This is a genomic window from Streptomyces prasinopilosus, from assembly GCF_001419695.1.
In the GTDB taxonomy this organism is placed as follows: Bacteria; Actinomycetota; Actinomycetes; order Streptomycetales; family Streptomycetaceae; genus Streptomyces; species Streptomyces prasinopilosus.
In genome coordinates this window covers 1-13,327 of sequence record NZ_LIRG01000017.1, presented here as the reverse complement: position 1 = coordinate 13,327, position 13,327 = coordinate 1, and the positions used below count along the sequence as shown (strand labels likewise).

The window sequence follows — 13,327 nt, the reverse complement described above, 5'->3', positions numbered from 1 at the left end:
CTTCCGCTGCCCCCGTTCGAACCCGCGGCGGTCCACCACGGTGCAGCGAATCCACTTGACCAGCACCGCGCCATCGTAAGGCCGCGGAGCACGACCCGGTCACCCTTGGCGGGACTGCTTCTCCGCACGCGAGCGGTCCGGCATGACAGGATGGACAACCTGCCAGGTCCGCCCGGCAGTTGGACTGAAGGGCAGGACGGTCGCACGGGGAAGGGGAAGACTGGTGAACGGCGTCAACAAGGGCATCGGCAAGGTCGAGATCGCGTTGAGGTGGGACCCGAGTCCTGCGGGGCAGCCGGCCACCGACCTGGATCTCGTCGCCGCGCCCTACCCGGCAAGCGATCCGTACGGCGATCCCTCCTACGTGGTGCACTTCGACAGCCGCTCCCCCGACGGCACGATCATCCTCAACCGGGACAGCACGGACGGCAAGGGTTTCGGCTTCGACGAGGTCATGACCCTGGAACTGAACCGGCTCGACGCGCGGTACGCGCGCGTGGTGGTGGGGGTCGTCGTGCAGCAGCACCAGGAGCCGCGCACCTTCGCCGGCGTGACGCACCCCGGCCTGCGCATCCGCGAGGGGTACACCGTCCTGGCCGAGGACGACTTCGGCGGTGTTGCGGGGGCCACGGCGGCCGTGGTCGCCGAGTTCACCCGGAACGACACCGGGGTCTGGGAGTTCCGCCCCGGGGTCCGGGGGTTCCAGGGAGACCCCTCGTCCTTCACCCGCGCCATGGGAGCCGTCCGCCGCTCCTGAGCCGCCCCCGCGGCCGGCACCCGGACGGGGACGGCCGCGGGACGGAAAGGACGAAAGGAAGGGGCACCGGCCGAAGCCGGTGCCCCTCCCTCATTCCCTCAGCCGGTCGCACCGGGCGGGGACGCCCGTGCGAGCGGTGTCACGCCCTGCCTCAGCTGCAGCCGCTGGTCGAGCCGCAGCCCTCGCAGATGTAGCAGGAGCCGGCGCGCTGCATCTTCGTCCCGCAGGAGAAGCAGAGCGGGGCGTCGGCCTGGATGCCCAGCTGCATCTCGACCAGTTCCGCGCTGGTGTGGGCCTGCTGCGGGGCGGGCTTGGCCGCCTCGGCCTCGGCCTTCGGCGTGGCGACCGCCTTCAGCTCCTGGGTCCGCGGCGCGGACTGGGCGAGGCCCTCGACGTCGAGCTCGTCGTCGGTCGGCTCGTAGGAACCGGTCTCGAGGTGGCGCTGACGCTCGTCGGCGGAGTGGATGCCGAGCGCGGAGCGCGTCTCGAAGGGCAGGAAGTCCAGCGCCAGGCGACGGAAGATGTAGTCGACGATGGACTGCGCCATCCGCACGTCCGGGTCGTCCGTCATGCCGGCCGGCTCGAAGCGCATGTTGGTGAACTTCGAGACGTACGTCTCCAGCGGGACGCCGTACTGGAGGCCGACGGAGACCGCGATGGAGAAGGCGTCCATCATGCCCGCGAGGGTCGAGCCCTGCTTGGACATCTTCAGGAAGACCTCGCCGAGACCGTCGTCCGGGTAGGAATTGGCGGTCATGTAGCCTTCGGCGCCGCCGACGGTGAAGGACGTGGTGATGCCGGGACGTCCCTTCGGCAGACGCTTGCGGACCGGGCGGTACTCGACCACCTTCTCGACCGCGGCACGGATCGTGTCCTCGGTCTTCTCGGTGATCTCGGCCTTCTCCTTCTCCTTGGTCTTGGCGGAGAGGGGCTGGCCGACCTTGCAGTTGTCGCGGTAGATGGCGAGCGCCTTGACGCCCATCTTCCAGGCCTCGAAGTAGACCTCCTCGACGTCCTCGACGGTCGCCGACTCCGGCAGGTTGACCGTCTTGGAGAGGGCGCCGGAGATCCACGGCTGGATCGCGGCCATCATGCGGACGTGGCCCATCGCGGAGATGGAGCGCTCGCCCATGGCGCAGTCGAAGACCTCGTAGTGCTCGTGCTTGAGGGCGGGGGCGTCGATCACGTTGCCGTGCTCGGCGATGTGGGCGACGATCGCCTCGATTTGCTCCTCCTGGTAACCCAGGCGGCGCAGGGCCTGCGGGACGGTGCCGTTGACGATCTGCATCGAGCCGCCGCCGACCAGCTTCTTGAACTTGACCAGGGCGAGGTCGGGCTCGAGGCCGGTGGTGTCGCAGGACATCGCGAGGCCGATGGTGCCGGTCGGGGCGATGACGGACGCCTGGGAGTTACGGAAACCGTTCTTCTCGCCGAGGCTCAGCACGTCCTGCCAGGCCTCGGTGGCGGCCGCCCAGATCGGCGTGTCCAGGTCGTCCATGCGGACGGCCTTGGCGTTCTCGTCGGAGTGCTGCTTCATGACCCGCAGGTGCGGCTTCGCGTTGCGGGCGTAGCCGTCGTACGGGCCGACGATGGCGGCCAGTTCGGCGGAGCGCCGGTACGACGTGCCGGTCATCAGGGAGGTGATGGCGCCGGCCAGGGCGCGGCCGCCGTCGGAGTCGTAGGCGTGGCCGGTCGCCATCAGCAGGGCGCCGAGGTTGGCGTAGCCGATGCCGAGCTGGCGGAAGGCGCGGGTGTTCTCGCCGATCTTCTGGGTCGGGAAGTCCGCGAAGCAGATGGAGATGTCCATCGCGGTGATGACCAGCTCGACGACCTTCGAGAAGCGCTCGGCGTCGAAGGACTGGTGGCCCTTGCCGTCGTCGTCGAGGAACTTCATCAGGTTCAGCGACGCGAGGTTGCAGGACGTGTTGTCCAGGTGCATGTACTCGCTGCAGGGGTTCGAGCCGTTGATCCGGCCGGACTCCGGGCAGGTGTGCCAGTTGTTGATGGTGTCGTCGTACTGGATGCCCGGGTCGGCGCAGGCCCAGGCGGCCTCGGCCATCTTGCGGAAGAGCGCCCTGGCCTCGACCTCCTCGATGACCTCGCCGGTCATGCGGGACGTCAGGGCGAACTTGCCGCCGTCCCGGACCGCCTTCATGAACGTGTCGTTCACACGGACCGAGTTGTTGGCGTTCTGGTACTGGACGGACGTGATGTCGTCGCCGCCCAGGTCCATGTCGAAGCCCGCGTCGCGCAGGGCGCGGATCTTCTCCTCCTCCTTGACCTTGGTCTGGATGAAGTCCTCGATGTCGGGGTGGTCGACGTCGAGGATGACCATCTTGGCGGCGCGCCGGGTGGCGCCGCCCGACTTGATCGTGCCGGCGGAGGCGTCGGCGCCGCGCATGAAGGAGACCGGGCCGGAGGCGTTCCCGCCGGAGGACAGCAGTTCCTTGGAGGAGCGGATGCGGGAGAGGTTCAGGCCGGCACCGGAGCCGCCCTTGAAGATCATGCCCTCTTCCTTGTACCAGTCGAGGATCGACTCCATGGAGTCGTCGACGGACAGGATGAAGCAGGCGGAGACCTGCTGCGGCTGGGGCGTGCCGACGTTGAACCAGACGGGGCTGTTGAAGCTGAAGATCTGGTGCAGGAGGGCGTAGGCCAGCTCGTGCTCGAAGATCTCGGCGTCGGCGGGGGAGGCGAAGTACTTGTGGTCCTCGCCGGCCTTCCGGTACGTCTTCACGATGCGGTCGATCAGCTGCTTGAGGCTGGTCTCGCGCTGCGGGGTGCCCACGGCACCGCGGAAGTACTTGCTGGTGACGATGTTGACCGCGTTCACCGACCAGAAGTCGGGGAACTCGACGCCACGCTGCTCGAAGTTGACCGAGCCGTCGCGCCAGTTGGTCATGACGACGTCCCGACGCTCCCAGGTCACCTCGTCATAGGGGTGGACTCCGGGAGAGGTGTGGATGCGCTCGACTCGCAGCCCCTTGCCGACCTTGCCGCTGCCCTTGGCCCGGGAACTCCGTGTCGGACCGCTCGCCGTCTCTGTCATGCCGCCTCCCTGGTACGGGCAAAACGCCCTGAAGTGCCCCGATGTTCCCGTGGCACGGTGTTTGTTCTGATGCCGCGGGCGCACACTCACGTCGCCCGCGGCAGGTCTTCTCATCGCCGCGGCCCGGCCGCCCCCGGCCGCGGTACCGGGCGGAATCCGCCGGTCAGCCGGTGGGCCGGGCGGGCTCCGGGACCTGGACGGTCCCTCCGGGCCCGTCGTCGCCCGCCCCGCCCTCCGCGACGGCCCCCTCGGGGACTCCGTCGCCCGCGGCGGGGTGCCCCACCTGCCTGAGTTCCGTGATCGCCGCCTCGAAGTCCTCGAGCGACTCGAACGCCCGGTAGACGGACGCGAACCGCAGATAGGCGACGAGGTCGAGCTCCTGCAGGGGGCCGAGGATGGCCAGTCCCACGTCGTGGGTGGTCAGTTCGGCGCTCCCGGTGGCCCGCACCGCCTCCTCGACCCGCTGGCCGAGCTGCGCGAGCGCGTCCTCGGTGACCGGACGCCCCTGGCACGCCTTGCGCACACCGTTGATGACCTTGGTGCGGCTGAACGGCTCGGTGACGCCGGAGCGCTTGACCACCATGAGCGAGCACGTCTCCACGGTCGTGAAACGTCGGGAGCAGTCGGGGCACTGGCGGCGCCTGCGGATCGACGTGCCGTCGTCGGTCGTACGACTGTCGACGACACGGCTGTCGGGGTGCCTGCAGAAGGGGCAGTGCATGAAATCCCAACCCTCCCTCGCAGCAGACTCCATGGCCTCAAGAGGCCCGTCGGGCCCCGTGAAGCTGCTCCAGCATAAGCGATCTCCGAGGGCCTCAGAACCGCGGGACCACAACTTCTGGGCAGCTGGTGCAATCCAACCACTAGATGTGGTGATTGGCTCATTCATACACCCCAGCACGCGTGTCGCTCGAACCGGGGCGGAGCACCGCCGTCGCCCCTCCTCACGAAGCGCTCACGCACCGCGACGGTACGAGCCCGTGAAGTCCCGCGCATGCCCCGGAACAGCCGTGCGAAACCTCCCGCGGGATCACCCGGGCGGCCTCCCGCCGAACCGTGCGGGGAACCCCCGGACGGAGTCGGGGACGACCGGCCCGGCGGCTCCCGGACGGGCCGGTTCCGCGCGCACGGCGCCCGTCGCGCGCGAGGAGACGCCGCACACGAGGAGACGCCGTGCACGCCGGGAGGAGACCGCGTGCGGCTCCCGGAGAGACCTGGGGGCGGCCGGGCCGTCCCCCGTGCCGCGGGGGCGGCGAATGACAGACTGAGCGCGGCCGGGAAACCGGTGCGCCGACGGTGAAGAATGCGAGAATGAGCGCCTTTGCCCGATAGGGGGAATTGTGGCCAATACACTTCCTCGGGCAATCACAGAAGGAAATTCACGTTTTTTCACTCGAACGTGTGTTTGGCGCAACCTTTCGAAAGCTACTACCGTTGTGCTGCAGGGAGACCATCGAGAGGGGCCGACGTGACCACCACCGCAGACAGCGCCAGCATCACTGCCCAGGGCCGGCCCGAGCCGGTGCCTGCGATGAGCGAAGCCACGCATCCCGAGGGCCAGAAGCGCTCCTTGCCGGGCCGGCCTCCCGGCATCCGGGCGGACAGCTCGGGACTCACCGACCGCCAGCGTCGGGTGATCGAGGTCATCAGGGACTCGGTGCAGCGCCGCGGCTACCCGCCGTCCATGCGCGAGATCGGCCAGGCGGTCGGCCTCTCCAGCACCTCCTCGGTGGCACACCAGCTGATGGCGCTGGAGCGCAAGGGCTTCCTGCGCCGCGACCCGCACCGTCCCCGCGCGTACGAGGTGCGCGGCTCCGACCAGGCCGCCTCCGTGCAGCCCGCGGACACCGCGGGCAAGCCGGCCGCGTCGTACGTGCCGCTGGTCGGCCGTATCGCCGCCGGCGGCCCCATCCTCGCCGAGGAGTCGGTCGAGGACGTCTTCCCCCTCCCCCGTCAGCTCGTCGGTGACGGTGAGCTGTTCGTCCTGAAGGTCGTCGGCGACTCCATGATCGAGGCCGCGATCTGCGACGGCGACTGGGTCACGGTCCGGCGCCAGCCCGTCGCCGAGAACGGCGACATCGTCGCCGCGATGCTCGACGGCGAAGCCACCGTCAAGCGCTTCAAGCGCGAGGACGGCCACATCTGGCTCCTCCCGCACAATGCGGCCTACGAGCCGATCCCCGGTGACGAGGCGACCGTTCTGGGCAAGGTGGTGGCCGTTCTGCGCCGCGTCTGAGCCGTCGCGGGAGCCGGCCGGTCCGGACCCCGCCCCTGGTCCGGGCCCCGGAACCCCTGCGCCGGTTCCGGGGCCCTGTGCTGTCCCTTCCCCGCCCCGGTACCGCCCTGCGGCCCCCCGTGCCGCCGGGCCGCGGACCGGCACGGACCCTTCGGTCCCTGCCGGTCCCGGTGCTTCGTCCCTCCGCACCGGGCCCCGCGCCTCCCCGGTCGGCCCTGCCCCGGCCGGCTTCGCCTCAGTCCGCTCCGCCCTCGGCCCGGGTCGCCGCCGCATCGATCGCGGCCAGGGACTTCCTCACCTGGTTGCGGTCCGTGGTGAACCAGAAGTCGGGCAGCGAGGCCTTCAGATAGCTGCCGTAGCGTGCCGTCGCCAGCCGCTGGTCCAGGACGGCCACCACACCGCGGTCACCCGTGGCCCGGACGAGCCGGCCGGCGCCCTGCGCCATGAGCAGCGCGGCGTGGGTGGCGGCGACCGCCATGAAGCCGTTCCCGCCCGCGTCCTCCACGGCCTTCTGGCGAGCGCTCATCAGCGGGTCGTCCGGGCGCGGGAAAGGGATCTTGTCCATGACGACCAGCTGACAGCTGGGGCCGGGGACGTCGACGCCCTGCCAGAGCGACAGGGTGCCGAAGAGGCAGGTCTTCGGGTCGGCGGCGAAGTTCTTGATCAGCTCGCCGAGGGTCTCCTCGCCCTGCAGGAGGATCGGGAACTCCGGGATCCGGGAACGCAGTTCCTCGGCAGCGAGCTGAGCGGCCCGCATCGAGGAGAACAGGCCCAGCGTGCGGCCGCCCGCGGCCTGGATCAGCTCGGTGAGTTCGTCGAGCATGTCCGCGCGGTCGCCGTCGCGGGCCGGGCGCGCCAGGTGCTTGGCGACATAGAGGATCCCCTGTCTGGGGTAGTCGAACGGAGAGCCCACGTCGACGCCCTTCCACTGCGGGAGGTCGTCCCCCTCGACGCCCTCGGGGCCGAGGCCCAGGGAGGCGCCCACCCCGTTGAAGTCGCCGCCCAGCTTCAGGGTCGCGGAGGTCAGGACGACCGAGCGGTCGGAGAAGAGCTTCTCCCTCAGGAGGCCCGAGACCGACATGGGGGCGACGCGCAGCGAGGCCCCGAACCGATCATGGCGCTCGTACCAGACGACGTCCCATTCGGAACCGTTGGTGATGCGCTCCGCCACGTCGTGCACGCTCTCCACCGAGGCGAGCGCCTGTCTGCGGACCGCGTCCTCGTCCTGGACGGACTTGTCGCGGGTGTTCCCGATGGCGGAGATGACGGTCCGGCAGGCGTCGCGCAGCGCCATCAGCGCGTACCCGAGGTCCTCCGGGATCTCCTCGAGACGACCGGGGAGGGCCAGCTCCATCAGCCGTTCGAAGCCTTCGGCCGCGGTCTGCAGCCGGTCGGCCGCCTTCTCGTCGACGAGCTTCGCGGCACGGCGCACCGCGCGGTTGACCTGGCCGGGGGTGAGCTCCCCCGTGGCGACTCCGGTGACCCGGGAGACCAGCTCATGGGCCTCGTCCACGATCAGCACCTCGTGCTGCGGCAGCACCGGGGCGCCCTCGATCGCGTCGATCGCCAGGAGCGCGTGGTTGGTGACGACGACCTCGGCGAGCTTGGCGCGCTCGCGGGCCATCTCCGCGAAGCACTCCGCGCCGTAGGCGCACTTCGTGGCGCCCAGGCACTCCCGCGACGACACCGATACCTGGGACCAGGCCCGGTCGGAGACGCCCGGGGTGAGGTCGTCCCGGTCGCCGTCCTCCGTCTCGTCCGCCCAGTCGCGCAGGCGCAGCAGGTCCTGCCCCAGCTTGCTCGTGGGGGCGGCCGCCTCGAACTGGTCGAAGAGACCCTCCTCCTCGTCCTGCGGCACGCCCTCGTGGAGCCGGTGCAGACAGACGTAGTTCGACCGGCCCTTGAGCATGGCGAACTGCGGGCGGCGGCGCAGCAGCGGATGCAGCGCCTCCACCGTGCGCGGAAGGTCGCGCTCGACGAGCTGGCGCTGCAGGGCCAGCGTGGCCGTCGCCACGACGACCCTCTCCCCCTGGGCGAGCGCGGGCACCAGATAGCCGAGCGACTTTCCGGTGCCGGTGCCGGCCTGGACCAGCAGATGGGAGGCGTCGTCGATCGCTTCGGCGACGGCTTCGGCCATGGTCACCTGGCCGGGGCGCTCCGTGCCGCCGACGGCGGCGACGGCGGCGTGCAGGAGTTCGGGGAGTGAGGGCTTCGTCATAGCGCGACCACCCTACGGCCCGGCACCGACAATCGTGCGCCGACCGCGAAGGCCGAGGGCGCGACGGGGCCCCCGCGACCCGCCGACCATGCCCCCGTGCCCTGGCCGGCCCGGCGGCTCCCCGGCGGGTCGGCCACAGGAAGGCGTCACGTTCCCGGCCCTCCGGGAAACGTCCAGGTCAGAAAGCTCGTAGCGAAACCGTTGCCGTCCCGTCGGCCGCCCCCCACGGCGAACGCATAGTGTGTGGTGCCGTTCCCGGTGGCCGTGCGAGGGGTCCGGACTCCGTCCGGGTCCAGGACGCGAGCACGGCCGAAGCACCACGTTCGTCCACCTCAGGGGGAGTCAGATCATGCGATCCATACGGCCGTCGTCCACCACTCGCCGAGGCGGAGGGACGCGCCGCGGAACCTCTCCCGCACTGACCGCCGTCGCGCTCGCCTCGGCGCTCGCGCTCACCGTCACCGCCTGCGGTTCGGGGGACGACACGGCGGGCGGCGAATCCTCCGCGACCGCCTCGGCCGGGGACGGCAAGATCCGGATCCCGAGCGACCTCGCGGACCGGCTCAAGGAGCACGGGATCGACCTCGACAAGTGGCGGAACGGCGACTGGAAGAACTGGGACAAGGACGACTGGCTGCGCGAGGCCAACGACTACGTCAACCCGATCATCGAGGACCTGTGGGACCCGGACCGCATGCGGGACGCCGAGCAGCCGGACCCGGAGGTCGCCGAGAGCGACATCTCCGGTGACCAGGGCGTGACGGACCCGACGCCTCAACCGGTGCCGGCACGGGCCGTGCCGCCGTCGTACCACGACAACGCCCCCACGGCGGGCAAGGTGTTCTTCGACTCCCCCGAGGGCACGATGGTGTGCTCCGCGACCGTGGTGCAGGACCCCGCCAACCCGGGCAGGTCCAACATGGTGTGGACCGCCGGACACTGCGTGCACGCCGGCAAGAAGGGCGGCTGGTACCGCAACATCGTCTTCGTTCCGTCGTACAACGACGCGGGCAGGCCGAGCGGCGAGATCGAAGGCGCCGCCCGGGACGAGGTCGCCCCGTACGGTGTCTGGTGGGGCGACTGGGCGCAGACCTCCGACCAGTGGATCGAGCAGGGCGGCGCGACCGGCGGTGACGGCGCCCCGCACGACTACGCCGTCATCCATGTGACGCCGGAGAAGGGCGGCGACGGCAAGTCGTTGGAGGAGAAGGTCGGTTCGGCACTGCCGGTGGACTTCAACGCTCCCGCCGTGCCGGACGTGGAGAGCGTGACCGCGACCGGCTACCCGGCCGGCGCCCCGTACGACGGCCAGAAGCTGTTCAGCTGCGAGGACCGGCCGGGCCGGCTCTCGCTGGGCGCCTCCGAGCCGACGATGTACCGCATCGGATGCAGCATGACCGCCGGTTCGTCCGGTGGCGGCTGGGTCGCGGAGGGCTCCGACGGCAAGCCGGCGCTGGTGTCCAACACCTCCATCGGCCCGGTGACGTCGGGCTGGCTCGCCGGCCCGCGGCTGGGGGACGAGGCCAAGGGCGTGTACGAGGCGGTCAGCGACAAGTTCGCCGGCCGGTGACCGCCGGCCGCTCCGGCGCCGGCTGCGTTCCCACGGGCCCCGCCCGGGCGGGAACGGCGTCGCGGTGACGGCGCCCGCACGGGCGGCACGCCGGAGGGGCGCCCGGCGGCGGACGGTCCCCGGGGGGTGGACGGCGGGACCGCGCCGGTGTCCCTCACCGGCCGGCGGCACCCGGCTCGCGGGCCCGCGGCCGGGCCGGGGCGCCGAGGCGGTGCACCGGAACACGGGCGGGGCCCGCGGCGGGCGGTGAGCGCGGCGGGACGTGAGGACAGCGGTCACCGGTCCCCGTGCACGCCTACGGCCCGCCCCCGCCGTGAAGCGGGGACGGGCCGTCTCCGTCGCGCGTGAAGTCGCGGGCCGCGGACTCAGCCGCCGGTCGGCGTGGGCACGAACGGCGTGAGTTCCGCCGCCAGTTCCTCGTGCACCCGCACCTTGAGCAGGGTGCCCTCCGCGAGGTGCTCCTCGGAGATCACCTCGCCCTCGTCGTGGGCGCGGGCGACCAGCTTGCCGTGCGTGTACGGCACGAGCGCCTCGACCTCCACGGCCGGACGGGGCAGCTCGTCGTCGAGGAGGGCGAGCAGTTCGTCGATGCCCTGGCCGGTGCGGGCGGAGACCGCGATGGCGCGCTTCTCCTCCCGCAGCAGCCGCTGGAGCGTCAGCGGGTCCGCCGCGTCGGCCTTGTTGATCACGACGATCTCGGGTACGCCGGTGGCGCCGACGTCCCTGATCACCTCGCGCACGGCGGCCAGCTGCTCCTCCGGGACGGGGTGCGAGCCGTCCACCACGTGCAGGATCAGATCGGCGTCGCCGACCTCCTCCATCGTGGAGCGGAACGCCTCGACGAGGTGGTGCGGCAGGTGCCGGACGAAACCGACGGTGTCGGCCAGCGTGTACAGCCGTCCGCCCGGCGTCTCGGCCCGGCGCACGGTCGGGTCGAGGGTCGCGAACAGGGCGTTCTCGACCAGCACGCCCGCGCCCGTGAGGCGGTTGAGCAGCGAGGACTTGCCGGCGTTGGTGTAGCCCGCGATGGCGACGGAGGGCACCTTGTTGCGCTTGCGCTCCTGGCGCTTGATGTCGCGGCCGGTCTTCATCTCCGCGATCTCCCGGCGCATCTTCGCCATCTTCTCGCGGATCCGGCGCCGGTCGGTCTCGATCTTGGTCTCACCGGGGCCGCGGGTGGCGAGTCCGCCGCCCGAGCCGCCGCCCATCTGCCGGGACAGCGACTGGCCCCAGCCGCGCAGCCTGGGCAGCATGTACTGCATCTGCGCGAGCGCGACCTGCGCCTTGCCCTCCCGGGACTTGGCGTGCTGGGCGAAGATGTCCAGGATCAGGGCCGTCCGGTCGATGACCTTGACCTTGACGACGTCCTCGAGGTGGATCAGCTGGCCGGGGCTCAGCTCGCCGTCGCAGACGACCGTGTCCGCGCCCGTCTCGAGCACGATGTCGCGCAGTTCCTGGGCCTTGCCGGAGCCGATGAAGGTCGCCGCGTCGGGCTTGTCGCGGCGCTGGGTCACGCCGTCGAGCACGAGGGCGCCCGCCGTCTCCGCCAGGGCGGCGAGCTCCGCGAGGGAGTTCTCCGCGTCCTGCACGGTTCCCGACGTCCACACGCCGACGAGTACGACGCGCTCCAGGCGGAGCTGCCGGTACTCGACCTCGGTGACGTCCTCGAGCTCGGTGGAGAGGCCGGCGACGCGGCGCAGGGCCGCGCGCTCGGAGCGGTCGAACTGGTCGCCGTCCCGCTCCCCGTCGATCTCGAGGCTCCAGGCGACGTCCGCTTCCATCAGGGCATCGGCCCGGAGGCCCTCGGGGTGGGTCCGCGCGAAGCGCCTGGTGTCCTGGGAAGGGGAAGAAGAGGAGGTCATTGGTTCCTTACGTCGATACGTCGGGGGAGATCGCAGGGGTGACGGAATCCGTCCGCCACCCCTCACAACGCACGGGCCTCCCGGGAGATTCCCGTGCCCCGTGCGGCGGCGTCCCGACGATGGTGGCACGGCACGGCACGTCTCGTCACCGTGTTTGTTCCCCGCCCGCGTCCGGTCGATGCGCGGCCGGGCCGGAACGTTGCGCGGGCTGTGACGCGGACGCGGGGGCCTCGGGCCTGTGGCCCGTGAACCGGGGTGCCGTGGACGTCTCCGGGGCGCGCTCCGTGGACTTCCAGTCCGGGTGGCCGGGCATGGGCGGGGTCTTCGCGTCGTGGAGCCAGGCGTTCAGGAATCCGGTCAGGTCGCGTCCCGCGGTGTCGGAGGCGAGCCGGACGAAGTCGGCGGTGGAGGCCGTGCCGTCCCGGTGCCGGGTCACCCAGCGTCGTTCCAGCAGGTCGAACGCGGTACGGCCGATCTCCTCGCGCAGGGCGTACAGCACGAGTGCGGAGCCGTCGTACACGATCGGCCGGAAGATACTGATCTTCTGTCCGGGCTGCGGCGCCTTGGGGGCGGCGGGCGGTCCGCCCTCCGCGCGCCAGCGGTCGGAGGCCTCGTAGGCGGCCTTCATCCGGGCCTCGAGGGACCGGCCGGCCTTCTCCTGCGCGTAGAGCGCCTCGTACCAGGTGGCGTGGGCCTCGTTGAGCCACAGGTCGGACCAGGTGCGGGGGCTGACGCTGTTGCCGAACCACTGGTGGGCGAGCTCGTGCACCATGATCGACTCGACGTACCACGCGGGGTAGGACGGGTCGGTGAAGAGTTCCTGTTCGAAGAGGGAGAGCGTCTGGGTCTCGAGTGCGAAGCCGGTGGAGGCGTCGGCCGCGAGCAGGCCGTACGTCTCGAACGGGTAGCGGCCGACCCTGTCCTCCATCCAGGCGATCTGGTCCGGGGTCTTCGCCAGCCACGGTTCCAGCCGTGCGCGGTGGGCCGTGGGGACGACGTCGCGCAGCGGCAGCCCCTGCGGGCCGGTGCCGTGCAGGACCGTGGAGCGGCCGATGGACACCTGGGCGAGTTCGGTGGCCATGGGGTGGCGGGTGCGGTACGTCCAGGTCGTCGCCGCCGCGCGCGTGCGGTCGACGTGGATCGGCAGGCCGTTGGCGACGGCCGTGTGGCCGTGGGGAGCGGTGACGCGGAACGTGAAGAAGGCCTTGTCGGACGGGTGGTCGTTGCACGGGAAGACCAGGTGCGCGGCGTCGGCCTGGTTGGCCATGGCGAGACCGTCCGCGGTGCGCACCCAGCCGCCGTCCCGGCCCTCGGCGGCCACCGGGTCGCTGGTGTGGCGCACGGTGACACGGGTCCGTTCGCCGGCCTCCAGAGCGTTCACGGGCGTGATCACGAGGTCCTCGCCGGCGGTGGCGAAGGCGGCGNNATCCTCGTGGTGGCCTGGAGGGGCGTGTCGTTCGTGCCGGGGTAGCCGAGGGTGAGGTGGTACGAGGTCACGTCGTACCCGGGGTTGCCCAGGTGCGGGAAGAGGCGGTCGCCGATCCCCAGCGGTGTGGCGGGGGCGCTCGCGGCGAGGAGGCAGACGGAGACGGCCGACGCGAGCAGCGCCGCGGACGTCCGCCGGCGGCGGCCCCG

7 protein-coding genes and 3 pseudogenes are annotated in these 13,327 nt (G+C 71.3%); 3 read left to right on the top strand and 7 right to left on the bottom strand.

The genetic code is table 11. The features are described 5' to 3' along the window. Positions 1–66 (bottom strand): annotated as a pseudogene (locus tag AOK18_RS31665) (DUF4937 domain-containing protein); the annotation flags it as partial. A gap of 157 nt (positions 67–223) precedes the next feature. Here AOK18_RS31665 and AOK18_RS01275 point away from each other — a divergent pair. Next, a complete protein-coding gene (locus AOK18_RS01275; RefSeq protein ID WP_055693047.1) occupies positions 224–757 on the top strand; it encodes a TerD family protein in 534 nt (177 codons plus the stop codon). Between the two features lie 151 nt (positions 758–908). On the opposite strand, the gene AOK18_RS01270 is transcribed toward AOK18_RS01275, so the two are convergent. Further along, on the bottom strand, positions 909–3,806 hold the full coding sequence (locus tag AOK18_RS01270) for a vitamin B12-dependent ribonucleotide reductase (RefSeq protein WP_055573389.1): 2,898 nt from the start codon (positions 3,804–3,806) through the stop codon (positions 909–911). Between the two features lie 163 nt (positions 3,807–3,969). Then, complete coding sequence (gene nrdR / locus AOK18_RS01265) at positions 3,970–4,527, bottom strand: transcriptional regulator NrdR (protein ID WP_055573388.1); 558 nt, start codon at positions 4,525–4,527, stop codon at positions 3,970–3,972. A 747-nt stretch (positions 4,528–5,274) separates the two neighbouring features. Between nrdR and lexA the strand changes: the two genes are divergently transcribed. Next, positions 5,275–6,042, top strand: a complete 768-nt coding sequence (lexA, locus tag AOK18_RS01260) for a transcriptional repressor LexA (RefSeq protein WP_055693046.1) — start codon at positions 5,275–5,277, stop codon at positions 6,040–6,042. Positions 6,043–6,277: 235 nt separating this feature from the next. On the opposite strand, the gene AOK18_RS01255 is transcribed toward lexA, so the two are convergent. Continuing rightward, on the bottom strand, positions 6,278–8,260 hold the full coding sequence (locus AOK18_RS01255; RefSeq protein ID WP_055693045.1) for an ATP-dependent DNA helicase: 1,983 nt from the start codon (positions 8,258–8,260) through the stop codon (positions 6,278–6,280). A 349-nt stretch (positions 8,261–8,609) separates the two neighbouring features. On the opposite strand from AOK18_RS01255, the gene AOK18_RS01250 reads away from it, so the two are divergent. Then, on the top strand, positions 8,610–9,830 hold the full coding sequence (locus AOK18_RS01250; RefSeq protein WP_055693044.1) for a trypsin-like serine peptidase: 1,221 nt from the start codon (positions 8,610–8,612) through the stop codon (positions 9,828–9,830). 365 nt (positions 9,831–10,195) lie between these two features. Here AOK18_RS01250 and hflX read toward each other — a convergent pair whose 3' ends face one another. The 3 genes and pseudogenes from hflX to AOK18_RS33835 all read right to left on the bottom strand — a co-directional run. Beyond that, the gene (gene hflX / locus AOK18_RS01245; protein WP_055575133.1) at positions 10,196–11,692 is read right to left on the bottom strand and encodes a GTPase HflX; all 1,497 of its coding nucleotides are present in this window, start codon (positions 11,690–11,692) and stop codon (positions 10,196–10,198) included. A 145-nt stretch (positions 11,693–11,837) separates the two neighbouring features. Then, positions 11,838–13,116 (bottom strand): annotated as a pseudogene (locus tag AOK18_RS01240) (M1 family metallopeptidase); the annotation flags it as partial. Positions 13,117–13,118: 2 nt separating this feature from the next. Next, positions 13,119–13,327 (bottom strand): annotated as a pseudogene (locus AOK18_RS33835) (M1 family peptidase); the annotation flags it as partial.